24 protein-coding genes are annotated in these 22,592 nt (G+C 45.9%); 6 read left to right on the forward strand and 18 right to left on the reverse strand.

The genetic code is table 11. The features are described from left to right. Positions 1-61: 61 nt before the first annotated feature. Positions 62-790: a DUF1439 domain-containing protein gene (locus HCJ96_RS14875; protein ID WP_169211873.1), complete on the forward strand. Its 729-nt coding sequence runs from the start codon at positions 62-64 to the stop codon at positions 788-790. 456 nt (positions 791-1,246) lie between these two features. Here HCJ96_RS14875 and HCJ96_RS14880 read toward each other — a convergent pair whose 3' ends face one another. The 3 genes from HCJ96_RS14880 to HCJ96_RS14890 are packed head-to-tail and all read right to left on the reverse strand — an operon-like array spanning position 1,247 to position 4,566. Next, positions 1,247-2,686: a wax ester/triacylglycerol synthase domain-containing protein gene (locus tag HCJ96_RS14880; RefSeq protein ID WP_169211874.1), complete on the reverse strand. Its 1,440-nt coding sequence runs from the start codon at positions 2,684-2,686 to the stop codon at positions 1,247-1,249. A gap of 11 nt (positions 2,687-2,697) precedes the next feature. After that, positions 2,698-3,357, reverse strand: a complete 660-nt coding sequence (locus HCJ96_RS14885; protein ID WP_169211875.1) for a TetR/AcrR family transcriptional regulator — start codon at positions 3,355-3,357, stop codon at positions 2,698-2,700. After that, on the reverse strand, positions 3,358-4,566 hold the full coding sequence (locus HCJ96_RS14890; protein ID WP_169211876.1) for a DUF445 domain-containing protein: 1,209 nt from the start codon (positions 4,564-4,566) through the stop codon (positions 3,358-3,360). It lies immediately after the preceding gene. 206 nt (positions 4,567-4,772) lie between these two features. On the opposite strand from HCJ96_RS14890, the gene HCJ96_RS14895 reads away from it, so the two are divergent. Together HCJ96_RS14895 and HCJ96_RS14900 are read left to right on the forward strand one after the other, a co-directional pair. Beyond that, on the forward strand, positions 4,773-6,224 hold the full coding sequence (locus tag HCJ96_RS14895) for a DUF3336 domain-containing protein (RefSeq protein WP_169211877.1): 1,452 nt from the start codon (positions 4,773-4,775) through the stop codon (positions 6,222-6,224). Positions 6,225-6,335: 111 nt separating this feature from the next. Continuing rightward, on the forward strand, positions 6,336-7,766 hold the full coding sequence (locus HCJ96_RS14900; protein ID WP_169211878.1) for a hypothetical protein: 1,431 nt from the start codon (positions 6,336-6,338) through the stop codon (positions 7,764-7,766). Between the two features lie 29 nt (positions 7,767-7,795). Here the strand turns inward: HCJ96_RS14900 and HCJ96_RS14905 are convergent, their stop codons facing one another. The 5 genes from HCJ96_RS14905 to fadR all read right to left on the reverse strand — a co-directional run bounded on the left by HCJ96_RS14905 (position 7,796) and on the right by fadR (position 11,011). Then, positions 7,796-8,500: a DUF1028 domain-containing protein gene (locus tag HCJ96_RS14905; protein WP_169211879.1), complete on the reverse strand. Its 705-nt coding sequence runs from the start codon at positions 8,498-8,500 to the stop codon at positions 7,796-7,798. Between the two features lie 190 nt (positions 8,501-8,690). Then, complete coding sequence (locus HCJ96_RS14910) at positions 8,691-9,305, reverse strand: hypothetical protein (RefSeq protein WP_169211880.1); 615 nt, start codon at positions 9,303-9,305, stop codon at positions 8,691-8,693. 63 nt (positions 9,306-9,368) lie between these two features. Beyond that, entirely contained in the window at positions 9,369-9,728 is a 360-nt protein-coding gene (locus HCJ96_RS14915) for a phasin-related domain-containing protein (RefSeq protein ID WP_169211881.1), read from the reverse strand. 91 nt (positions 9,729-9,819) lie between these two features. Further along, positions 9,820-10,200, reverse strand: coding sequence for a VOC family protein (locus HCJ96_RS14920; protein WP_169211882.1), 381 nt, complete (start codon positions 10,198-10,200; stop codon positions 9,820-9,822). A 100-nt stretch (positions 10,201-10,300) separates the two neighbouring features. Beyond that, positions 10,301-11,011, reverse strand: a complete 711-nt coding sequence (gene fadR / locus HCJ96_RS14925; RefSeq protein WP_169211883.1) for a fatty acid metabolism transcriptional regulator FadR — start codon at positions 11,009-11,011, stop codon at positions 10,301-10,303. A gap of 315 nt (positions 11,012-11,326) precedes the next feature. Here fadR and nhaB point away from each other — a divergent pair, with 315 nt between their 5' ends. From nhaB to HCJ96_RS14940, 3 genes are read left to right on the forward strand one after another with little or no spacing between them, the layout of a single operon-like run. After that, a complete protein-coding gene (gene nhaB, locus HCJ96_RS14930; RefSeq protein WP_169211884.1) occupies positions 11,327-12,907 on the forward strand; it encodes a sodium/proton antiporter NhaB in 1,581 nt (526 codons plus the stop codon). A 9-nt stretch (positions 12,908-12,916) separates the two neighbouring features. Next, positions 12,917-13,444: a disulfide bond formation protein DsbB gene (gene dsbB / locus HCJ96_RS14935; protein WP_211162854.1), complete on the forward strand. Its 528-nt coding sequence runs from the start codon at positions 12,917-12,919 to the stop codon at positions 13,442-13,444. Positions 13,445-13,479: 35 nt separating this feature from the next. Next, positions 13,480-13,989 carry a GNAT family N-acetyltransferase gene (locus HCJ96_RS14940; RefSeq protein ID WP_246261455.1) on the forward strand — a complete coding sequence of 170 codons (510 nt, stop codon included), beginning with the start codon at positions 13,480-13,482 and terminating at the stop codon, positions 13,987-13,989. Between the two features lie 59 nt (positions 13,990-14,048). On the opposite strand, the gene HCJ96_RS14945 is transcribed toward HCJ96_RS14940, so the two are convergent. The 10 genes from HCJ96_RS14945 to tsaB all read right to left on the reverse strand — a co-directional run bounded on the left by HCJ96_RS14945 (position 14,049) and on the right by tsaB (position 22,581). Next, entirely contained in the window at positions 14,049-14,543 is a 495-nt protein-coding gene (locus HCJ96_RS14945) for a YcgN family cysteine cluster protein (RefSeq protein WP_169211887.1), read from the reverse strand. Then, positions 14,543-15,220: a fumarylacetoacetate hydrolase family protein gene (locus HCJ96_RS14950; RefSeq protein WP_169211888.1), complete on the reverse strand. Its 678-nt coding sequence runs from the start codon at positions 15,218-15,220 to the stop codon at positions 14,543-14,545. Before HCJ96_RS14950 ends, HCJ96_RS14945 begins: the two co-directional genes overlap by 1 nt. 2 nt (positions 15,221-15,222) lie before the next feature. Beyond that, positions 15,223-16,221, reverse strand: a complete 999-nt coding sequence (locus HCJ96_RS14955) for a lytic murein transglycosylase (protein WP_169211889.1) — start codon at positions 16,219-16,221, stop codon at positions 15,223-15,225. Between the two features lie 21 nt (positions 16,222-16,242). After that, the gene (locus HCJ96_RS14960) at positions 16,243-16,533 is read right to left on the reverse strand and encodes a YcgL domain-containing protein (RefSeq protein ID WP_169211890.1); all 291 of its coding nucleotides are present in this window, start codon (positions 16,531-16,533) and stop codon (positions 16,243-16,245) included. A 33-nt stretch (positions 16,534-16,566) separates the two neighbouring features. Further along, positions 16,567-17,757: a ribonuclease D gene (gene rnd / locus HCJ96_RS14965; RefSeq protein WP_169211891.1), complete on the reverse strand. Its 1,191-nt coding sequence runs from the start codon at positions 17,755-17,757 to the stop codon at positions 16,567-16,569. 141 nt (positions 17,758-17,898) lie between these two features. Next, on the reverse strand, positions 17,899-19,551 hold the full coding sequence (gene fadD / locus HCJ96_RS14970; protein ID WP_169211892.1) for a long-chain-fatty-acid--CoA ligase FadD: 1,653 nt from the start codon (positions 19,549-19,551) through the stop codon (positions 17,899-17,901). A 156-nt stretch (positions 19,552-19,707) separates the two neighbouring features. Further along, entirely contained in the window at positions 19,708-20,547 is an 840-nt protein-coding gene (locus HCJ96_RS14975; RefSeq protein ID WP_169211893.1) for an alpha/beta fold hydrolase, read from the reverse strand. 68 nt (positions 20,548-20,615) lie between these two features. Further along, complete coding sequence (locus tag HCJ96_RS14980) at positions 20,616-21,317, reverse strand: Slp family lipoprotein (RefSeq protein ID WP_169211894.1); 702 nt, start codon at positions 21,315-21,317, stop codon at positions 20,616-20,618. Between the two features lie 89 nt (positions 21,318-21,406). Continuing rightward, positions 21,407-21,712: a hypothetical protein gene (locus HCJ96_RS14985; protein ID WP_169211895.1), complete on the reverse strand. Its 306-nt coding sequence runs from the start codon at positions 21,710-21,712 to the stop codon at positions 21,407-21,409. 185 nt (positions 21,713-21,897) lie between these two features. Beyond that, the gene (gene tsaB, locus HCJ96_RS14990) at positions 21,898-22,581 is read right to left on the reverse strand and encodes a tRNA (adenosine(37)-N6)-threonylcarbamoyltransferase complex dimerization subunit type 1 TsaB (RefSeq protein ID WP_169211896.1); all 684 of its coding nucleotides are present in this window, start codon (positions 22,579-22,581) and stop codon (positions 21,898-21,900) included. Positions 22,582-22,592: the final 11 nt, after the last annotated feature.

The following is a 22,592-nucleotide window of genomic DNA, read 5'->3' on the forward strand; positions in this document are numbered from 1 at the left end:
ACGAACAGGTATTTTGTGTTAAACCAAAGTTTCAGCAGTAAATTAACCTTTGCGGAATCACATGAAAGCGTTGAATTGGCAGGACAAATGTAAAGTATTAGGCACCGCTCTGCTGATCAAATTGGGCAAGTTGCCCTACGACAAATTCAGTGAAGATGAGCTTAACGACTTCCTGCCTCAACACTTCCCTATCTCTGTACCCCTGACGCTGCCTGCAGTGGATGCAAACGTTGAGCTGCAGGAAGGAACAATCAAACTGAATGCGCAGCCCGGAAGAGTCACCCTGCAGCTTCTTGCTGCCATTCAAATCACGGCCGTCGCCTCGACACTCTATCGTGCTCACCTGATGATCACCGTCAGCGCGCAACCTGTCTATAATCCAGAAACCTTTGTTCTTGGCCTGGAACAAGTACGCATCGACAGCATCAATCTGGTTAATGATGAATACGCATTGATTATGGACGCCCATTACCTCATGGAAAAAATACTGCCGCTGGCTTTACCCAAATCCATGGGAAGGCTGATCAGCACGCCGCTATTTGGCGCACTCAATATGGTGACTGGCGGCACCAGCGATCTCGCCCGCAACTATTTCGGATTGTACATGGAAGGCAGCAAACAGCGCATACTCGATTACCACCGCCCGCAAATTGAAACTGCGTTACTCAACAACTTAGCGAACTACCCCACTGAATACGTAATGCGAGAAGATCACTGGCGGGAATATGTGTTTCGCCGCTGGGGCAAACGGGTGGCGGTTGAAGAAGGAGAATTGCGTTTTTTGTTTTAGTGGGTGGTGGGTTTCGCTCTCCATTTTGCCCTTAAAAAGCGAAAGGTTAACTTGTGCAAGTAACTGTCGTAGATATATTCCGACTCATGGTGGGCTCGAATAAGAGCACAGTTATTGCGGCGAAGGCCGCAACCTCTTCAGGCAACTTGACTACCCTAAAACCGTATTTTATTAAGTTTAGCCAGTCTAATTTTGAGCAATTTGCAGATTTGAAGCTGTTATTTTGAGAGAAAAAAAGAATTGAACAGTGGCATCTTCCGTGAAAGGGCCATTTGATGTCAGATTGCTATTCATTTGAGTGTGCACTATCTCCGTCTTTTATTTGATTAGGTGCTCAAGGTGTTGGGGAGGTTGCGGTCTTCGCCACAATGACGATTGTTCGTAGATGTAGCTGTCATTCTCGTTCGAAGGCGGGAATAAAAAGATCTCGCTAATATCCGCATCCCAAAACTCACCCTACTCATCACTCACAATAGAAAGCGGCGAATCGTTACTGTGTTCGCCGATATCTTCGATACTGAGCGTTGGATCGTCAACGCTGGCTTCGAGCATGTCAAAAGCCTCAACGAAATAGTCCGCTAACGGTTGTAGTGATTTGATATTTTTATTGCAACACACCATACCGACATTGGCTTTGCCCGCGTAGGTCATCAGCGTGATATTGACCCCACCGCCCGGTGTCATGGTGGAGATGGGGTAACAGGCAAGCAGCTTGCTGTCTTTTAAATACCTTTCATCGCGTGGGCCGGGGATATTAGACACCAGTACATTAGCGATAGGCTTGATTAGCGATGACATCCGCAGCAGTTCAAACACCAGCGCTATAGACTGAACGACGATGGTGTAGGCACTGAATGAGCCAGGATGGGCGTTTTGTGCAGCAAACTTAACGATGCGGTGATTAATGATAATTTGCCGTAAGCGTAAATAGGGGTCCTGTTCACCGTGAGCAAGTTGTACCGGTACAATGGCAATTTTGTTGCCTGAGGTTTTTTCACCCGGTTTGCGCAGGTTTATCGGCATATTGGTGTACAAGGCTTTTTTAAAAACATGCCCGTTGTCTTGCAACAAGCGATGTACACCAATATCAAAAGCGCACAGCAAGACTTCGTTAGCCGATGAACGGGTGCGTTTGGCGACCGCTCTGACCCGCTCAAAATCTAAATCCATGGTGGCTACCGCCCTGCCCGGCTTGACCTGCCCGGTTAGCACGGTTTTGGTACCGGTAAACGGCACTGGCATGTAATGGCTATTGATGCGAATAATTTTTAAGAACAGGCGCAAAAAGATGATAGTCAGGTCCATCGATACATGGAGGAAGTTTTTGATGCTTTCCAACACTCGGCGCCATAATTTGGGTCTGGGTCGCCGCTTGCGCATGCGTTTCACTGCCCACACCGGTAAAAACGATTCGTTCTGAGGGGCCGGCAGATAGCCAGCCTGAAACCAGCGCACCAGGGTAGTGCCGTCGCCATAAAGATGGTGTACCCGGGCATAAATGGCAAACTGGTTGCTTCTGCCATCGTATATAAAGTGGTATTGCCACAGCGGTTTGTCCGCATCCAGCCGCGATTCATGGATGCGCGCAATGAAGTTATCCAGCGCCGGCTTATCGTCCAGCGCATCTATCTGATGCAGTTGAACATGATAGTCCATCTGCAATGACTTTACTGGCTGCAGGCCAATGGGATAACCCATGACGGTTTTAACCCTGCAGTTAAACGGCGGACAGGCGCGGGAGAAGGTTTTTACGTCTTCATACAGTTGTCTGATATAACTTTTTCCCTCTACTTCCTCAGGCATTTGAAGTAATTGCAGGCAACCGACATGTTTAGGGTTGGCATCAGATTCGGTTAACCAAAATGATTTATCCAAAAATGAAAGCGACTTACCCATCCGGCTGACTCCTAACTTAAGTCTGGAAGGTTGGAATTAAGATGACTCACGCTATGCGACTGAATCGCGTTGAGTATGTGTGTTATGGCCGATTCAGGCAGTTTCAGGCGCGGTAATAGATTTACCATCATTAACGACAACACATGATACAACCGGGCTTCTGTGCTTTGCTTTAAAAACGGCTTGCTGCTTTGCCCAGCCTGCGTCATTAACAGGGTCAACGTCTCCACCATCAAGGGACGTTCATAGCTTGATAACGTTATCTCATTGGTGCGTTGCAAGTTAATGAAAATCGCTTCAAGTTGACTGTCCAGCGCTTTGAGCAACTGCTTTTGTGCTGACTGTATCGACGGATATTTTTCCGCAATATCCACCGGGCTGCGATACAAGAAGCGGAATAAGTCCAGTTTCTCCAGGAGAATATAAAAATAGTAAAAAAGGTCTTCTGCGTGGATATTTTCCACCAGCGAGCGATTGAGCGAATTCAAAAGTTGCTTTTTATGGAACCCCATCAACGCTTCAATTATGACTTCTTTACCCTTGTAGTGGTAATAGAGGTTACCGGGACTAATGTCCAGCTCCATAGCAATATCCACACTGGTAATGGCATTTTCACCTTGCTCATTGAAAAGCTCCAGGGCAGTTAAGAGAATGCGCTCAGCCGTTTTCATTTACATAAACACCAGATAAAGCTGAGCAAACCCTGCCATCATTCCAAGGATAGCTCCTACTACAATTAGCTTCCATTCATCCTGCTGATAGGCTGGACGCAACACCCCTTCAAACTCTGACGATGACAGTGCTTGCATGCGTTGACACAAATCGTCGCCAACGCGTAACGCGCCATTGGCGTAATCGAACGCGTAGTGCAGGTATTTTTCAGAGTTATCGAAAATTAAGCGGACTGCCAGCGCCTTCATTTTATAAAAATTATCCGAGCCTACCCCTAAAGCGAAGTAAGGTTGCGCCACCGCGACATAGCGTTCAATGGCATCGTTTACGTGTAGTTCAATAAGTTCCAGCAATTGCGCTGAACCCGAGCCGTGTAAAATAACGTGGGTGATGTTTTGCGGTGTAATGAGTTTGCGCTCAATAATGTCAGAGTAGACGATAGACACTTCGCGCTGACGCTTCAAAAACATGCCTTGTATCGTGAACGGCCCCAGCTTGATTGGATTTTTCGGTTCAAAGATGATCTTAATGGCAATCCAGTTAGTCAGGTATCCGACTAACAATCCGCCCAACGGTAATATCCACCAGGCCTGATAAAAATGCCATAAGAACATAGTGGGCAAGCCAAACAGGAAGCCAAAATAAAAGCCGGACTTAATGATAAACGGAAATTCACGCGCTCCAGCGGTTAAAAATATTTCGTTGATAAGTTCTGGGTTGTTTACCAGTTGTTCCACAACCAGTTCTTTAATGTCGAGTATTTCGCTGACGTTGTGCTGAAAATCTTCAACCATCTTGCGCACCACATGGGGCAAGTCATTTTCGATGCGTTTGTAAACTAAATTTTTACCCTGAACCGGTAACGATGCCCAAAGTTGTGGCGCAGATTCTTGCATGACATCGTTGATAACACGCCTGACTACCTGATGCAGCCGCCGCTCGATGGCCTGTGTGAGTGCCGCAGGTTCAATACGTTCGGCCAGTTCTTCAACGCTGAGCAGTTTACCGAGGACAAGCTCTACCTCAATTTCAGCCATCTGACGGCGTTTCGCCGGAATTAAGCCCTGCCAGCCAAAGACAGGTTTAATACCCACAAACTCGATTGGGTAAAACATCATTTTTACCGCCAGATAGTTCGTTCCCCAGCCAACAATAGCGCTTATCAGCGGGATAGATAACAAACTCAGCGTTTCAACATTCCAGTCCATTTATAGCGCGGTCACTTTTTACGATTTATTGTCATACCTCATCCTGAAGGCTACTGGCTGCGTAACTAATAATCAATCTTTAATGTTATTAACAATATGAATTCTGACGTTTTATGCACAAAAACAAAAATTAGATAGTGGTTTCTAAATGATTTACTTAAACTTAGCGATCGCCCGGCTTCCCCACTTAGTATCAGGAGGGCTTTATGGCTTTGTTTGACCGCCGCCTGGCCAGCATCGAAGCAGCGATTGAAAACGCACAATCTTATCAGGAATACGAAGAGGCCTGTCTGGCTCACGACGCACTCTCGGGTGCGAATGAATGGAAGGCTAAAGATCCCTGTCGTGAATACGATTACAGGTTGATTCGTAAACGTGTTCAACGTATGCAATTGGCCCGTAGTAAGGGTGATACCGCTGCGTTGATGTCGATTTTACACGAAGGGTTGCATGGTAATCTCGGCAACATTGCCAACCCGGAACTGTATGGGCGCTGCAAAATCGGCACCAAAGCACTGATTGAGACGTTTTTGCACGAAGTGGTGACGGCACTGGACAGCATTTTTGATGCTGACGAGGATGAAATCGACTTTTATTATAAATTGTCGTTTTTTGAAGAAACTGCTCACGCGTTTGGTCGCAGCTGTCTGATGCTTTCAGGTGGCGCAGGTTTAGGCTTTTTTCACGCAGGGGTGGTCAAATCACTGAATGAACGCAACCTGTTACCCACGGTAATTTCTGGCGCCAGCGCCGGTTCCATCATCGCTGGTATGATCGGGACCCGTAGTCATGATGAGTTGCTGGAAGCCCTTAGTGCAGAGTACATCCACGAACATTTTCAACAATGGCGGCACTGGGCCGGTTTTGGCCAGAAAAGTCTGCTGGACAGCCGTGCGTTGGAGAACGCACTGATCACCTTGTTTGATGTGATGACCTTTGAGGAAGCCTTAAAGAAAACGGGCCGCCATATTACGGTTTCGGTTTCGCCGTCGGATTTGCATCAGCATTCACGTTTATTGAACGCTAAAACGTCACCGAATGCGATTATCACTCAGGCTATCAGGGCGTCGTGCGCGGTGCCGGTGCTGTTTAGTCCGGTACAGTTACGCGCTAAGACGACCAAAGGGGAGATCGTTCCTTACATTCCCAACAGGCGTTTTGCTGATGGTTCGTTAATGGCTGATTTACCGTTTGAGCGTTTGTCACGCTTATATGGGGTGAATCACAGCATTGTGAGCCAGACTAACCCACTGGCCGTACCCTTTTTGTCATCAAACCGTACCCATGCCTCATCACTGTTCGATATGACCTGGCGACATGTGGGACAATTAGCTAAGGACAACAGCGTTTTTGCCTTCGATGTAATGGAACGGTTTGTGTCGCATAAAGGAGCGAAGTTGGCGATCCATAAGGTGCGTTCAATCATCGATCAGCAGTATGTGGGTAATATTAATATCTTGCCTGAAAAACAACTTAGAAACGTGGCTCAGGTGCTGGCTAATCCGAGCTTGAAAGGGATCAGACAGTTAATTGAAAGCGGTGAGCGTGCTACCTGGCCACAACTTGATGTCATTGCGCGAAACACGAAAATCAGTGAAACGCTGAGGTACTATTTGAAGTTATTGAAGCAACGTGAAGCCGAATTACTGGGGCATTGACAAACTAAGCTGACTGGTTATTTTACTGAATAAACATGAACTAATGCACATTGCCTTATAAATAAAGTAGAGTTAGCGCGTCATTGTTATGCGTTGAGGAAATAAATCGCGGTGAACAAAAAAGTAGACAGTCCGGATAACATTTATACCCAACAGGTTAAAAACCTGGTTGACCTGGTCTATCCGCAAGAAGCGGGTCTGGGTTCCGTTTATGAAGATGCCCGCCACTTTTTTTCGATTACCCCGTCGTTGGAGGATCACGCCCACGACTTAAAGATGCAAATAGGTAGTATTCGCCAGACGCAGACAGAAACAGACAAGGCCAGCCAGTTAAAGCAAAAGCTGAGAAAAGCGCAGGTAACACTGGAAGAGGAAAGAATAGCTCGAGTCAATCGCATTCATGACGTCGCTCATAAGCTATTAGAGTTGTGTGAAGGCGACAGTTATGAAGAAACTCAATTATTAAGTGCTAAATTTCTTGGTACCCTTATGCTGCAAACCCGCGGTAAAGTACCTGGCTTCCAACGCTTGCATTCACGTCTCAAACCCCTTTATAAAGCTGTACTGACATTACGCCTGATCGACAGAATGTTTCAGGAACAAACCGTCAAAAACCCCTACCTGGTGGAGTATAAGAATGCGTTAAGCCGATACGATGGTAACCGAGAGGTTTTAGAAAAATGGCAATCTGGCTTGGCGGTGCCGCTTATCAGTGCCTCAATTCTTCAGGACATTGGCTTACAGAGCCCTGACGCTTTGACTGTGCTACGCGGGCCAGAAAACGAATTAAATGAATTCAGAGTGCTTGATTCTGAACAACGCAAAGCACTGTTAAAATATAACTACCATCACACCATGGATTACCTGAAAAGAGGTCTGGGTATTCCGAAATATATCGGCAATGATAAAGTCGAACGAGAAGAGTTTGTCGCCTTCCATAAAGCCGCAAACCAATTCATGATTGCCGTGGCTAAAGATGCCTTCGTGAGTAAATCGGGCTTAGGTGAATTACTTAAGATCCCTCAGATCTATGCTTCAATTGTGTTGTCAACCAAACCGGATTATTCCCGTAAAGAATTGCCTAAAGGCTATTTACTGATTGAGCAACTGGCGAAAAAAGGGGCGCTGAACGAGCGATTAGCTGCATCTTTTATTAAAATCGTCGGTTACTTCCCACAAGGGTTTGGTATCACCTTCATTCCTGCAAATGAGCGCGGCGTTGAAAAGAATCAATATGAATGTGCGATTGTCAGCAGGTTGAATCCGGTTCATCCCGCGGAACCTGTGTGCCGTGTTGCGACACGCAATTTGACCTACATTGCCTCTGGCAATGATGAAGTCGTAAATCGTGCGAGGAACCTGTTTTTTAGCGCCAATCAGAAAAAACTGATGCGAATTGGTAAAGATAGATTGATAGAAATTATGAGCCAATTGTCGAGTGACTTTGACCCGGAAGACGTTAATCAGTTGGTGCCGCCTTTCTGGGAACCTAATGACTTTTTTTCTTATAAGAAAAATCAGAATATTTGGAACAAAGGCTAATTTTATCAGTCCAGAAAAATAGTTGGCAATCAGTCGCCATGCAGCAAGGCAAATTTTCTTTCGAGAAGGGTCACCGCCGGACTTCCATTTGCTTCAGTGCCAAATACGGAAAGCTTGGTGATGGCCTGTGTTTGTTGATTATAGAGCATAACAAACGCGGAGCGCGCCGCTTGGGCTCCGCAACGACTGTCTCCACCGGCGTCTGCTCCAGCTTTTAATGCACGAATCATTCTTTGAGCAAAGGGCGCTGCTTTATTTTGCTGATAAGCAGAAAAGGCATTGTCGATAACATCCTCGTTCACCAGAATATTGCCTAGTACAGCCACATCATGGTCCAATTTTTCACCTTTCCAGCCCTTGATCTCACTGCCGGAATACACCACAGGCTGTGTGCCTTTTTTCAGCAATATCACGCCATACTGTTGTTTTTCAGGTTCATATTTACTCGCTTTCATAGCACTAAGAATCGACGCTGCAGATTGATCTTCACTCATATGCTTCACCCCATCCATGCGCGCAAAATAGTGGCTTGCAGCCTGAACAACGATCGCTCCTTTACCGGGTACCAGCGAGGCAACTCCCGAAACGTCGAAAGTGCATGACGCGCCACCAATGCCAATTTCACCGGTATCTCTGTCTACCGCAATGATTGACCAGGTAGCGTAGGCGGGGAAATTGAGCGTAAGTAAAAGCGCGGGCACTAGTGTAGTGAGTATTTGTTTAAGTTTTGACATAGGTACGTTCCGGCATCGGTTTGCTCGTTATCGGAGTTTGTCGTACACAAAGCGTAGAAGGTTTAAATGCGTTTACAAACCTTTTTGTCATAGCCATGACACTATTTAATTTTGCCTGACTGAAATAAATTCAGTGGTTATTTACAGTGAAAGTGTCAGCGCATACCTATCGCTGACACTATGTATAAATTTACTTTTTAGTTGTGGGTTTAGTGGTAGGACGACGGCTGGCTGGGGCAGCTTTGCGTCTGTTGGCAACTGTTTTGGACTTGGTTTTCGCCGTTTCTTTATTGGCTGTTGCTCCCGGTTTCGCTTTTTCAGTTGCTGTTTGTTTAGACGTTGTCGTTTCTTTTTCGGCTTGCTGTGCAGTCTTGGCTTCAGCAGCTTTCAGTTTCTTCGCTTCCGCCGTGGCTTTAGCTTCTTCCGCTGCTTTCGCTTTTGCTGCTGCCTGCTTCGCTGCCAGCAGCGCAACGTTTTCTACCAGCGCGTCAACTTTAGCAGACAGCACGTCTAACTGAGCCTCGCGCAGCCGCTTTTGTGAGCGACCGGGAGTCATCGCAGTTACCAGCGGATTGTGGGTTACGGCATCCTGCAGCGCTGTAATCATTGACTGAGGATTTAACGTCGCACGCATGCGTGCTTCGATGTCCTCGCCTTTATGCTGAAGCTCATCGAACATTTGATGCGACTCATCAATTTTGTGATTAACGCTGGCGGTTACCTTTGACAATTGCGCTGCCAGTAAATCTGCGCCTGCCTCAAACCAGCCAAGAAAGGGGGATGGACGTTGTTCAGAATTTCTCATACATGCTCCAAAGCGAAATTGACAAAGATATAAAAAGCCCCGACATAAGCCGGGGCTGCAGAATTACTTGTTAGCCGCAAGCTTCGCTACCGCTTCTGTCAACGCGTCAATCTTGGCAGATAATTCTTCAATTTTCTGATCAGATTGCTCAACGTCCAGACCCAGTTTTTTTCTTACTTCGCTAACGCGAGACTCTACGTCGTTGGTAGTTGCTTTAAACTTACTACGTGCGTCGTCTTCAAGTGTTTCACCTTTTTGCACTAAGTCATCAAACATTTTGCTTGCTTCTTCGCTAAGCTTTTCGTAACGACCTTGTGCCTGTTCAACACTTTTACCGTATGCACCTAAACCTGCTAACCAGATTTTACGCGCAAAGTCTTCAGCTTCGTTAAATTTACCTTTGATAGTATCGGTCTTATTCATGGGAGATTCCTCATTCATTAATCAAGTTGACCAAAGAATAACCATCCCAATTAGAAAGCGCATACTAAAAGAACAATTTTTTAAACATTTTTTATTGAAGCGAGTGCAGGCCTATCATATTGCCTTCGGTATCCTTGAATAAGGAAATAAACCCATATTCTCCTATAGACATCTTCTGACGCTGCACTGTGCCACCAGCAGCATTGACCCTGCTTTCTTCAACCGCACAATCTTCACATGAGAAATAAACGATGATGCTATTGTTTCCTGCTGGATAGTCAGGCATTTTTACCAACGCCCCACTGGCGCCATACTTATTCATATCAGATGGGAAAGACTGCATAGTAAAGGCTTCATTAGTGGGATCTGAGATTTGCTTTAACTCTACCTCAAACACTTTTTGATAAAAGGTTTTGGCTCTTTCCATATCGTCAACATATATTTCAAACCAACCTACCGGATTACCTTGCATTATTTTGTCCTGATGTTTAACTTTCGGCACATCAAGGTATAGCAGAAAACTTTTTAATCAGCACATAAGAAAAAAGTGCCTTTCAGCACTTTTTTTTAAATCAGTCTACCAGGTCTTTAGGCATCTGCTCTCTGACATCCTGCCAGACTTTGCCACTTTTAATACCGTAGTTGCGCACCAAGTTGGGAACCGCATCATGGTCTCCTCTTTCCGCTATGTCTAACAACTCCGAATAATACTTACGGGCGACATCCCGTGCACTCTGGTGAGAAAAGAAATAGCCTCCGATACGAGAATACAGGCCTCTGAAACCGTTCATCATCAACACAAAGACGTTATTATTAGAGGCTAGCGCTAAATCGTGATTTATCTGATAATCCAACTGAGCGAACGCTAAACCGTCTTCCTCACAATCTTTGTAACGCGAGATGATTTCTACTGACTTCTCAGGATTGTTACGAATCGCACCCCGTATAAATACTGCGCTTAAATTAGTGCGGGCGGCTAATAAATTATCCACTAACTCAGGAATACCTTCCTGATCTAAGCGCGCCAATGTTTCGAGAATATTCAGCCCGCAGGTTTCCCAAAAGTTATTAACTTTTGTTGGTTTACCATGCTGAATCGTTAACCAGCCATCTCTTGCCAGACGCTGTAATACCTCTCGCAATGTGGTTCGGGTTACACCGATTAATTCTGAGAGCTCTCTTTCAGCAGGAAGAATCGTTCCGGGGGGAAAACGGCCACTCCAGATCGATTCAACGATGTATTCTTCAGCAAATCCTGCCGGGCTTTGAGCTTTGTAAATCATATCGTTCTCATTTACACCTTATTGTTTTTGTCAAACTGATTGTACCAGATGATTTTTTTTTGTCACAACCTAATATTACAGTTTAATTTAACATTGCTTGAATCAGTAAACCAAACAGCGAAGAATCTTGTCGTTAACCCTCGGTTTTTGAACGCGTTTGACTTCCTACGATCACAAAATTGAGTTAATCTTGGCGTCGCGTACGTTTACTTTAAAAATCGCGTAAAATAACTACAAATATGCTTTTCCGGCTTTCTACTATGCCAAAAGGCAATACAGACTAATCAAGCGTCTCGACGTTTAGGAATACTCACTATGCAAATGTCAATGCCAGTTGCACTCTATCGCAACTTTCTTGGGCACGCACCTGACTGGTATAAAAAGACCATTCTTGCGTTCTTAGTCATCAATCCATTTCTGTTCGTGTTAAATCCATACGTGGCCGGGTGGGTGCTGGTTTTGCAGTTTATTTTTACGCTTGCCATGGCGCTTAAGTGTTATCCGCTTCAACCGGGCGGCCTGTTGCTCATAGAAGCGCTCTTCATAGGTATGACAACACCTGACCATATGTTGCATGAAATTCAGTTAAATCTGGAAGTGGTGTTGTTACTGGTATTTATGGTGGCAGGTATCTACTTCATGAAAGATCTGCTGATGTTTCTGTTTACCAAACTGGTTATTCGGGTACAAAACAAACTTGTACTATCGGTTGCCTTTATTGCCGCCTCAGCATTTTTATCGGCGTTTCTGGACGCCTTAACCGTTATCGCTGTCATCATCAGTGTAGGCTTAGGTTTTTACACTATCTACCACAAGGTGGCGTCTGGGAAAGAGTTTCAAGGTGATCATGACCATACATCCGATGATACGGTTCCTGAATTAGGCCGCACCGACCTGGATGACTTTCGTGCTTTTTTAAGAAACCTGCTAATGCACTCCGCCGTGGGCACGGCATTAGGTGGTGTCATGACCATGGTGGGTGAGCCACAGAATTTGATTATTGCAGACAAAGCTGGTTGGGATTTTCTTGAGTTTTTCCTTCGCATGAGCCCTATCACCATCCCGGTTTTTATTTTTGGCGTGTTGACCACCATGTTGCTGGAAAAAATGAAATGGTTCTCATACGGCGCACAAATGCCAGCAAACGTGCGCGCTATTTTAGCCAACTATGATAAGCACAATGATGAGACCCGAACGCCACGGGATACTGCCAAGCTGGTTGTTCAGGCCATCATAGGGTTGTGGCTTATCGTCGGCCTTGCCATGCATATGGCTTCTGTAGGATTAATCGGCCTTTCAGTTATTGTGCTGGCAACGTCTATGAGTGGCATTATTGAAGAACATGCACTGGGTAAAGCGTTTGAAGAAGCGCTGCCCTTCACCGCATTGTTATGTGTATTCTTCGGAATTGTAGCCGTAATCATCGACCAGGGTTTATTTTACCCGGTGATTAACTGGGTACTGACGTTTGAAGGCAAGACCCAATTAGTTATGTTCTATCTGGCTAACGGCGCCTTATCGATGGTAAGTGATAACGTCTTTGTTGGGTCAGTTTATATCACCGAAGTTGCGGCAGCGCTTAAAGAAGGGGTTATAACCCGAGATGAGTTTGACATGCTGGCAGTAGCAATTAATACCGGAACAAATCTGCCAAGTGTGGCAACGCCAAACGGCCAGGCCGCCTTTCTATTTTTGCTGACGTCAGCCATTGCGCCTCTATTGCGCCTCTCATACGGCAAAATGGTTTATATGGCCTTACCTTACACAGTCGTATTAACTATCGTTGGTCTCGCAGCAACCTATTTTAATCTTCTGGACATGACAGATATACTTTACGAGATGCATTGGATTGAACATCATACAGCAGACACTGTTTCGGGTGATTCAAGCCACTAATTATTGAGGTTGCAGCAAATGGTAAATGGATTAAGTCGCTGGGCAGGTCATTCATCGTCCTGGTTGTTACTTTTTATAAGTGCACTGGGTTTGATAGGTGCTGCACTCTACTTTCAATATGGTATGGGGCTTGAGCCTTGCATCATGTGCATTTACCAGCGTACCGCAATGGTTGGTATCATGCTGTCAGGTTTACTGGTGGCTCTGTTCAATACATTACCCACACGGATGATTGGCTTCGCAGGCTGGGGGATCTCGTCTGGCTGGGGTTGGCTGCTTGCACGTGAGCATGTGGACATATTGCATGCGCCCAACCCTTTCTTTGCCAATTGTGAAATTGTGCCCAACTATCCGGATTGGGCGCCGTTACATGAATGGTTACCGGCGATGTTTGAGGCTAAAGGCGACTGTCTTGAAGATGGCTGGCGCTATTTGGACAAAGGCATGGCTGAATGGATGGTGATCATTTTCGCAATCTACTTCGTTGTTTGTATTACGTTTTTAATTATCAGGCTGGCTGGTAGCCGTCGATTTTGATAGATCTTTCAATATTGCCAAGCAGGCTGCCTTCCTTGCAGACAGCTGAAGGTCCTGTAAGCATTGAGCGCATCGCTGCAAAACATGTGGATGCCCTTTGTGAAGCGAGCCAATATTCGGTTGAGCATGTCAAACCGTGGCTTGGCACTGGCTTATGTCCGGTTACTATCCCTGCCGCTAAGCAATGTGTGACATCGTTGGAGCAAAGTCGCCAACAAAATTATGGTATTGCTTATTTGTTGATAACCGAATCCCAGTGTTTAGGGATGGGAGTAATCAATTACATCCATCCGTTGCATTTAAATGCAAATCTGGGATTTTGGATAAGGCCGGAGATGACAGGCAAAGGCCTGGCCGTTGCGTTAAGCCAGCGTCTGATTAAACTTGCTTTCGAACAAATGAAATTGGTGAGACTGGAGCTGTTAATTGAACCTGCCAATAAGGCAAGCTTGCGCGTCGCACACAAACTCAATGCTGAAAAAGAAGGGTTATGCCGCAAACGCGTAATGGGTCGCGATGCATTGCTTTTTAGTTTAACACGTTAAATTTTCTATCATTCTGCCAGGCATAGCCAAATACTAGCGTTAACGCCTTGTTGCCCCTATTAATCCAAATCTTCCACTGGCCACAGCGCAATATAATCTTCAAAATGCTCCATATCCACCTGATGTTCAAAAACAGTTTTTCCTCGCACTGACATGCCTTTTTTGTGCATGACCGACTTTCTGCCAGCATTGAGCAACGGATGCCACGAAGGAAGCCCCCTGCCCTCATAAAGTCTGCGATAGCTGCAACTAGTGGGCATGAAAAAAATATCTTTTAGGTTGTCTTTGGTAAGTTTAACGCAGTCAGGCACCAGGCGGGTTCGCTCCATATATTGCGTACAACTGCAGGTTTTAGTATTCAACAGATCGCACACAATATTGGTGTAATGTACTTTTTCTTCTGGTTTAATTTCATCAGTTGGGGTAGCTTCTTCTACCGCATCATCGTCGATAAACTTGTGCAAACAGCATTTACCGCAGCCGTCACACAGCGCCTCCCACTCCTGCTCAGACATTTCCTCTAACGTTTTGGTTTCCCAGTATGGTTTCGTCATCAGGATATCACTTTTGTTTGTACGTCTAAGTGTGAAGCTAACTTCATCTGCAACACATCGCCTTCATTCAACGCCCCTACACCACTGGGGGTGCCAGTCAAGATGATATCACCTGCATCCAGGGTAAAGGTTTGCGACATCTGCATGATCAGTTCAACAATGCCTATTAACATTGAATTGGTGTTGCCTTGTTGCCGAATTACTTGGTTAACATTGAGACTAAAAGCAATATCATCCAGGTATGGAAATTGAGATTTGGGCACAAACGCTGAAACCGGACAACTGCCATCAAATGCTTTTGCGCGCTCCCAGGGGTGACCGGCTTGCTTAAGCTTTAACTGAACATCCCGAAGCGTGAGATCCAATGCCAGTCCAAGGCCCCAAATTGCCTGCCCAGCTTCTTTAGCATCGTCGCAGTTGCATAATCGGTGTTGTAACAACACTGCCACTTCAATCTCGTTATGACATTCTCCTTTATCCGTAGGAATTTTTACGGGCAGTGCCAGAGAACAGAGTGAATTGAGAGGCTTCATAAACAACAGTGGATCGTCGGCCGCAGCCGATTTGAAATGCTTTTCCATTTCATTGATGTGATCTTGATAATTTTTACCTACACACACTACTTTGCTGACCGGAAGGTCAATAACCCTGCCAGTGGTATCAACATGTTGATACATCGTCAGTAACCCCGCTTAATGCGATCAGATAAATAACCCACCGACACACCAAAGTATGCAGAGCGATTCCAGCGCATCAGCGTATGAAAATTAGTGTAGACCAGATATACGCGCCCTTCCTCTCCGTCAGGCATGATCAGTGACGCCTTAACGGGCACATCCGGCAGGTCTTGCATATCAAAGCGGCGTACACCGCGCTGCTGCCAGATTGACAATGGTACGAAATTGTCTTTATCCAACCCTGTAAATTGGGTTGCGGATTTATCGGTAAGCTTTACCTGACGGCCCCAAGTATAGTCCTCTACCCACCCTTCAGAGGCAAGATAGTGAGCAATGGAAGCAAACACATCAGCATAATTATTCCAGATATCTTTACGGCCATCGCCATCGTAATCTACCGCGTAAGTAAGAAACGAGGTGGGCATAAACTGACTTTGTCCCATCGCCCCGGCCCAGGATCCTTTAAATGTATCCAGGGTGGTATGTCCTTGTTCGAGAATGGTCAATGCGGCAAAAAATTGCTTTTTAAACAATGCTTCACGGCGGCCTTCGTAAGCGAGAGACGCTAATGCTGACAGCACATCATGATTTCCCTGAATCTTACCAAAGTTCGATTCATTGCCCCACAAGGCCACAATAAAGCGTGGCTGAACACCATACCTGGAACCTATTTCATCAAGCAAGCCGCGGTGACTTTCCAACAATGCAACAGCCTGCTTAACTTTCCAGTCCGGCACCCGTGTTGCCAGATAACTATCAAGCGTAATTGTGCGTTCGGGCTGATTTTTATCAGCTTTAATCACCGTGGGACGATACTGGGTACTGGCTGTCGCATCAGTCACTAATTGCGGGTCAAACCCCTGAGCAATGGCCTCATCAGCTAATTTCTGTACGTACTTGATAAAGCCCTGTTCAGATTTGGTCTCAGCAACGCTGTGGAACGTCAGCACACAGCAAAGAAGCAAACAAGATTTAACGAGGATGGTAGGCATGTTCGACATTTACTTTTTGTTTTTACCTTTTTAATCTTCGGCTTTTTTTGAAAGTCCAAGACTTTCACGATGTTCACCCAGCCAATCTTCAGATTTGGGTGGCATTTGCAGATAATAACCATCTTCCCTGAGCGCTTGCTGGAGTGTTTCAGTTTCTACACCCGCCATTTTACTATGCTTTTCCATCGCTACCAGCGTAACAAACTGCGGCTTGCCGAACGTCGCCAGTAACGCTTCAGGTACATCGGTGAAGTGGTCTTTCTTGGGAAGGTAGAGATACATACCCTCTTTACGACGAGTTTTGTATACGGCACATAACATAACATTTGCTCACGAAAGGGATTGTTGAAGAAACTAAACCAATACTGATTCATCCAGCAGGTGGCGCTTATTGTCAGGAATCTCACCTAACAATTCAATTATTTTGGAGGAAAAAAGTCTGCCTCTCCAACCACTGAGCAAATCTGGGGGCAGTCGCTGCGCTGAGGTTTCATCATCATCAAACCACCACCACTTTAACAACTGATTAAGTTGTTTTTTGGATGCAATCACTTCTATAGCGACATCCATATCATCCGCTATTTTTTGTGCAATATTTTTTAGTTCCGACGCATATTTTTTATAAGCATGAACATCAATTAATCGCAGAATACGTTCAGGTTTTTGACTTTCATCCAGCTGTTCAAATCCCTCCACCGCTTCTCGGATCAGGGTCAATAATACTTCTCCCTGTTTGCGAACAATCTGAGGTGAAACACCGTAAATTTTAGAGAGTTGTGCTTTATCAGTGGGCTGAATTTGTGCTAATTCAACCAGAGCAGTTTCTTTTAAAACAAAGTTTAGCGCCATGTCTCTTTGGCGTGCCCGCTCCAAACGCCAGGCCGCCAGTTTTTTTAACACATAGAGCTGCTTTTGATTCAGCTTCCAGTTATTTTTGACCTGCAAATAAGCCCACTGCGCTGGGATTTGAGCAGCTTTTTTGGTCACCAAATGGGCGATTTCATCTACTACCCAATGACGCTTATTGCGTTCATCGATCTGCGTGGCCAGTTTTTCATACGCCGGCAATAAATACAGCACATCGTTTGCTGCGTAGTGCAGTTGATTGTCGCTGAGAGGTCGCGCAAGCCAATCTGTGCGTGCCTCGCCCTTGTCTAACTGAATTCCCAGCAACTCATCAATGAGCCTGGCGTAACCCACTGTCGCGCCAATACCTAAAATATTAGCAGCAAATTGCGTATCAAATATGGGTGCAGGGGCAATACCGAAAAATGTCAGAAAAGCTTCAATATCTTCTGAGCAGGAATGCAGCACCTTGGTGATGTCTGGATTTTTTAGTAATTCAATCAGTGGCGTAAAGTCATTGATAGGAAGTGGATCAATTAGCACCAGCTGGTCGCCATCGTATAATTGAATTAACCCCAGTTGTGGAGTCAGCGTTCGTGTTCTGACGAACTCAGTGTCCAGTGCAATATTGCGCTGGCGAGCCGCCTGGGAGCATACTTCGGCCAACGACCGATCGTCACTAATGAGTTGATAGCGCATAGTAAAATATGAGTGCAGAGAAATGTATGAGATCCACACGGATATCATAAAAGCTTAAAGATATGCGTTTAATACCTTAACGCCTGGTTAATTACAACCTTAGAAATAACAGATGCGGCGTTTGCCGCATCTGTATGACCATTAATCACGTAGTTCTCGTCGTAAAATTTTGCCCACATTGGTTTTAGGCAGCTCTTCTTTGAAAACCACTTTTTTTGGCACTTTATACCCGGTCAGATGTGACTTGCAGTGCGCTATGATGTCCTTTTCTGTGAGGCCAGGATCCTTTTTAACCACAAACAGTTTTACGATTTCGCCACTGGCTTCATGGGGCTCACCTACTGCAGCCGCTTCAATCACACCATCGTGCATCGCCGCCACCTCTTCTATTTCATTAGGAAAGACGTTGAATCCGGAGACCAGAATCATGTCCTTTTTACGATCGACAATATAGAAGTAACCTTGTTCATCTGCTTTGGCGATATCTCCCGTAGCCAGCCAGCCGTCTTTTAATATTTCATCGGTGGCGGTTTGACGGTTTAGGTAACCCTGCATGACCTGCGGGCCTTTCACCCACATTTCTCCGGGTTCACCGATCGCAACTTCGTTGCCATCCTCATCAACCAGCTTTATATCTGTTGAAGGCACCGGTAGTCCAATTGAACCTTTGTACGCTTCGATTTGCGGAGGGTTGACAGTGACCACAGGTGAGCATTCGGTTAAGCCATATCCTTCGAGTAATACGGTGCCGGTCACCTTTTGCCATTTTTCGGCCACAGGACGCTGAACCGCCATTCCACCGCCAAGCCCAAATTTGAATTTTGAAAAATCCAGTTCGCTGAACCCTGGCGTGTTGAGTAGGCCATTAAACAAGGTATTTACGCCGGGTAGTATAGCAAATGGGTATTTCTCCAGCTCTTTGACAAAACCCGGCATATCGCGTGGGTTCGTGATAAGTAAGTTGGGACAACCGCATTTCAAAAACAACAAGCAATTCGCCAGCAGTGCGAAGATATGATAAAGCGGTAGCGCGGTGACCACTAAATCTTTGCCGGGTTCAATCACGGTTTCCAGGATCCCCGACACCTGTTCCAGATTGGCTATCATGTTACGGTGTGTAAGCATCGCGCCTTTTGATACACCAGTGGTGCCGCCAGTATATTGCAGAAACGCCAGGTCCTCGTTGCTTATTTCGGGTCTGGTGAAGGTCTTATCAGCCCCCGTTTTAAGCGCCGAACTTAACGATTTGGCCTGTGGCAACGAAAACGCTGGCACCATTTTCTTAACGTACTTAACTACCGCATTTACTATCCAGCGCTTTGGTGCCGGTAACATATCGCCCAACGACGTCAACAACACGTGTTCGACATTAGTTTCACTTATGACCTGTTCAAGCGTACCGGCAAAGTTCTCAACAATCACAATCGCTTTAGCGCTGGCATCTTTAAGTTGATGCTTGAGTTCTCTGGCGGTGTAAAGCGGGTTTACATTGACCACGGTTAGCCCGGCTCGCAAAATGCCAAACATTACTATGGGGTATTGAAGAAGATTCGGCATCATTATGGCTACAGCATCACCACGTTTGAGACCGCTGCTTTGCAGATAGGCAGCAAAATTTGCTGATAAGGTATCCAACTCATTAAATGTGATGGAGTGCCCCATGTTGATATACGCGGTTTTGTCACCGAATTTTTGAATTGATTGCTCAAAAATATCAACAATCGAGCTATAGCGGTCAGGATCTATTTCTGCCGACACACTAGGGTCGTAGTACTTAAGCCAGGTTTTCTCCACGAAACCTCCTTCCATTATTCTTATTCTGCGCAAACTTGGCCGTTGCTATATTTGAAAATTACATGCTGGAATTCTGATGATCCCTTACATTGCTGGCCACTGGTCTGATTTCTTGCGTATAGTATAGGATGAAAACGCAAAGATAAACGCTACGACTCACAATTGTTGCACAAATCGCTTAATTCCCTCGGCTACGGCCTCAGGCTGCTCCATGTGGATATGGTGGCCACCACTAAATTCTTCTAATTGACTCTGACAGAACCAGTTTCGTCTGTTTTCATACATGCGCGGCAATGCTTTAAAGCTGCTCGTCGCCGCTGCAAACCAAACCGGACATTGAATATTTCTCATCAAATTTTCGGCCTGCTTTTCAGTCATACGTAGTGAGGACTTGGTTCGCAGTTTAGGATCGCTGGCCCAGAAATAGTGACCGCTGGCGTCCTGTGTGAGGTTTCGTTCTATAATGAGTCGCGCATGTTCGGATGATATATCGGTAAGTTTGCAACGTGCGTCCACCGCTTTGTCCAGGTCTACTACGCGTAATCGATTGCGCGTTTTTTCGTAGCGACTTAATACCGACTCACGAAGCTGGGCAGTGGTCGTTTCTTCAGCCATGGTTAACGGGCCACAAGCATCAATACTGATGACCGCATCAATTTTGTCAGGAAAAAGTGCAGCATAAATAGTCGCGATAATGCCGCCAAGGGAATGGCCCAGCAATATAATCTGGTCAAACTCGTTGTCAGTCAGTAAGGCGTGTAAATCTTGAATGTAGTCAATCTGATTATAATGGGCACCGTGCGGTCGGTGGCTTGAGTAACCGTGTCCAGCCAAATCGAGGGCAATAAACCGATATTCGCTTAAAAATGGCGCTAACGGTGACAGGCTTGCCGCGTTATCCAGATAACCGTGCAAACCTATAATGGTTCTGCCTGTTCCTTTGTTGTCCAGCCCGGCTAACATCACCGGGCCGGCGTGAAATTCAGTTTCAAACATACTCAATACGGTCACTCCTTGCCTGCTTTAGCGGCAACCTCTTGCCTGCTGAAGCATGAGTTTGCCTTTTACGGTTCTTCTCTTCTATCTCGCAACGTTGGACGTCTGTCATCCCGAACGATAGGACGAGTACGGATACGGTCTTTCTGAGGCTGATTTTGCGCTGCACTTTTTCTCTGAATTACCCGGTTCGAGTGCACCACAGGACGATTGCTTCGATGAATAACCCTCACTCTTGGATAATGCACACCCCAATAGGGCCTGTGGAAAGTATAGTAAAAGGGAGAGTACCAGCCTAATCCATAGCTGAAATATACGTGGGAGACATCGTATTCGGATTCTTTACGCCATATGTAATAATCATCCACTGCCAGAGTGGGATAAATGTAAGGCTGTTCACCAACCATGCCCGACATTGGATCATCCAGATGACCGACGAAGGTGACCGTTCGTCCTTCTTCAAACATGATCGGATCAATAAAGCCGTTAATTCGCGCTTTAAAACGCCCAACCGTATTTTGTGAGGTATTAGGTTTACCGTAATGATTTAAGGGAAAGTGGGCAATTTCGACAAAGGTTTTTTGCGATTTATTTTCGACATTCACAATCACTCCGCCCCATCGAGCCATGCTTCCCTTCACCTGCTCTCCACCGGTCACGGATCGAGAATAGGAAGTAAGCTGAGCATCCTCCGGCACCTTGATAGGATCAGGCACAATTGCACAGCCAGACATGAATAAAACAACCAACGCGACAGCGTGACGGATCATAGCGTTACCTTTTGAAAATACTAAACGGTCCTTTCCTATAGTATCGGAAACAAAGCTGAATAAAACCTGAATTTGGGATTAGGATTTGTCTATGCGTAAATATCCACACCAAGCATTTTGTGGATATCGTCTCTGCGTGATTCTCTTTCCAGACTTAAATAAGATTCAACGGCCTGCTTGCCCTTGCCTGCAGGCTGATCATAGCCAGACTGACGCTGAAACTTACTTGCTTCATCAAGCACATCTTCAGTAGCGGTATAACGCACCAGATCATTGCGCTGATTAACTTTTGGAAGAGGCTCCTGTTCTACCGCAACCTGACGCGCAGGCGGAACCGCCGCACGTTCTGGTGCGGCGTCGGGACGAGAAATGATTAGAGTGGATTCAATGTCCATTCGACTCAATTAACTACTTACGTCTTAGATGTTCCAGGTTAAGATTTGCGTGCGCCAATCCGTTTTTTGCGTCGGCAGTTTATATAAGCAGCCCGATTGGCCGCCCAAAGCGTCATTTTTTTGACTAAAACTAACGACTTATCTATTTAATGTGCTTTTCAGCAAATACCAGGCCACTTCATTTATTATTCGCGACCCGGTAACTTTTTCCAGGTAACTTTGTCTCGCAAATATACCGGTGAGACTTTATCGGCGGCCATCACACTGTTGTTTGCCAGCGCATTTTCAGCGAGTTCAAGCATAAATTCAGCGGCAGGATATAGAATATCCACCACCGTTGTCGCTGCTAATTTTTCCTGCAACGCTGGATACGCTTGCCAGCCGGTTCCCACTGGGGTAAAGCTAAGATCTCCCAGTAACTCTGCCGCTTTCTCGGGCGAGCAAACCTGTTCACTTACCAGTTCTGCCATTCCATTATCTCGCTGTTGGTAAATGGCAAAGTACACTTCCCCCATGCGCGCATCAATGGCACATGCGCATGTTTTCGTATCCGTCTGGCGAAAACATTGTTGTGCCATGGCCGCCAGGGTGCTGATACCTGCTACTGGTAAGTTAGCACCAAATGCCAACCCTTGCACCATACCTGTAGCGATACGCACACCGGTGAAACTGCCCGGTCCACGTCCAAACGCCAGCACATCCAGCGCCTTCAGACTGATGCCAGCGTCTTTAAGTATCTCATCAACCATAGGCAGCAAACGCTGACTATGCTGTTGTGGACATAGTTCAAACCTGGCAATCACTTTGTCATCATCACTTAGGGCGACCGAGCAGGCTTCAGTAGCCGTATCAATGGCGAGTATCTTCATATCAAATTTTA

This window comes from Alteromonas ponticola (assembly GCF_012911815.1).
In the GTDB taxonomy this organism is placed as follows: domain Bacteria; phylum Pseudomonadota; class Gammaproteobacteria; order Enterobacterales; family Alteromonadaceae; genus Alteromonas; species Alteromonas ponticola.

Bases quoted from the DNA above. Each gene is read 5' to 3' on its own strand.
- HCJ96_RS14875 (WP_169211873.1), top strand. From the start codon at position 62: ATGAAAGCGTTGAATTGGCAGGACAAATGTAAAGTATTAGGCACCGCT.
- HCJ96_RS14880 (WP_169211874.1), bottom strand. From the start codon at position 2,686: ATGGGTAAGTCGCTTTCATTTTTGGATAAATCATTTTGGTTAACCGAA.
- HCJ96_RS14885 (WP_169211875.1), bottom strand. From the start codon at position 3,357: ATGAAAACGGCTGAGCGCATTCTCTTAACTGCCCTGGAGCTTTTCAAT.
- HCJ96_RS14890 (WP_169211876.1), bottom strand. From the start codon at position 4,566: ATGGACTGGAATGTTGAAACGCTGAGTTTGTTATCTATCCCGCTGATA.
- HCJ96_RS14895 (WP_169211877.1), top strand. From the start codon at position 4,773: ATGGCTTTGTTTGACCGCCGCCTGGCCAGCATCGAAGCAGCGATTGAA.
- HCJ96_RS14905 (WP_169211879.1), bottom strand. From the start codon at position 8,500: ATGTCAAAACTTAAACAAATACTCACTACACTAGTGCCCGCGCTTTTA.
- HCJ96_RS14910 (WP_169211880.1), bottom strand. From the start codon at position 9,305: ATGAGAAATTCTGAACAACGTCCATCCCCCTTTCTTGGCTGGTTTGAG.
- HCJ96_RS14915 (WP_169211881.1), bottom strand. From the start codon at position 9,728: ATGAATAAGACCGATACTATCAAAGGTAAATTTAACGAAGCTGAAGAC.
- HCJ96_RS14920 (WP_169211882.1), bottom strand. From the start codon at position 10,200: ATGCAAGGTAATCCGGTAGGTTGGTTTGAAATATATGTTGACGATATG.
- fadR (WP_169211883.1), bottom strand. From the start codon at position 11,011: ATGATTTACAAAGCTCAAAGCCCGGCAGGATTTGCTGAAGAATACATC.
- nhaB (WP_169211884.1), top strand. From the start codon at position 11,327: ATGCAAATGTCAATGCCAGTTGCACTCTATCGCAACTTTCTTGGGCAC.
- HCJ96_RS14945 (WP_169211887.1), bottom strand. From the start codon at position 14,543: ATGACGAAACCATACTGGGAAACCAAAACGTTAGAGGAAATGTCTGAG.
- HCJ96_RS14950 (WP_169211888.1), bottom strand. From the start codon at position 15,220: ATGTATCAACATGTTGATACCACTGGCAGGGTTATTGACCTTCCGGTC.
- HCJ96_RS14955 (WP_169211889.1), bottom strand. From the start codon at position 16,221: ATGTCGAACATGCCTACCATCCTCGTTAAATCTTGTTTGCTTCTTTGC.
- HCJ96_RS14960 (WP_169211890.1), bottom strand. From the start codon at position 16,533: ATGTTATGTGCCGTATACAAAACTCGTCGTAAAGAGGGTATGTATCTC.
- rnd (WP_169211891.1), bottom strand. From the start codon at position 17,757: ATGCGCTATCAACTCATTAGTGACGATCGGTCGTTGGCCGAAGTATGC.
- HCJ96_RS14975 (WP_169211893.1), bottom strand. From the start codon at position 20,547: ATGTTTGAAACTGAATTTCACGCCGGCCCGGTGATGTTAGCCGGGCTG.
- HCJ96_RS14980 (WP_169211894.1), bottom strand. From the start codon at position 21,317: ATGATCCGTCACGCTGTCGCGTTGGTTGTTTTATTCATGTCTGGCTGT.
- HCJ96_RS14985 (WP_169211895.1), bottom strand. From the start codon at position 21,712: ATGGACATTGAATCCACTCTAATCATTTCTCGTCCCGACGCCGCACCA.
- tsaB (WP_169211896.1), bottom strand. From the start codon at position 22,581: ATGAAGATACTCGCCATTGATACGGCTACTGAAGCCTGCTCGGTCGCC.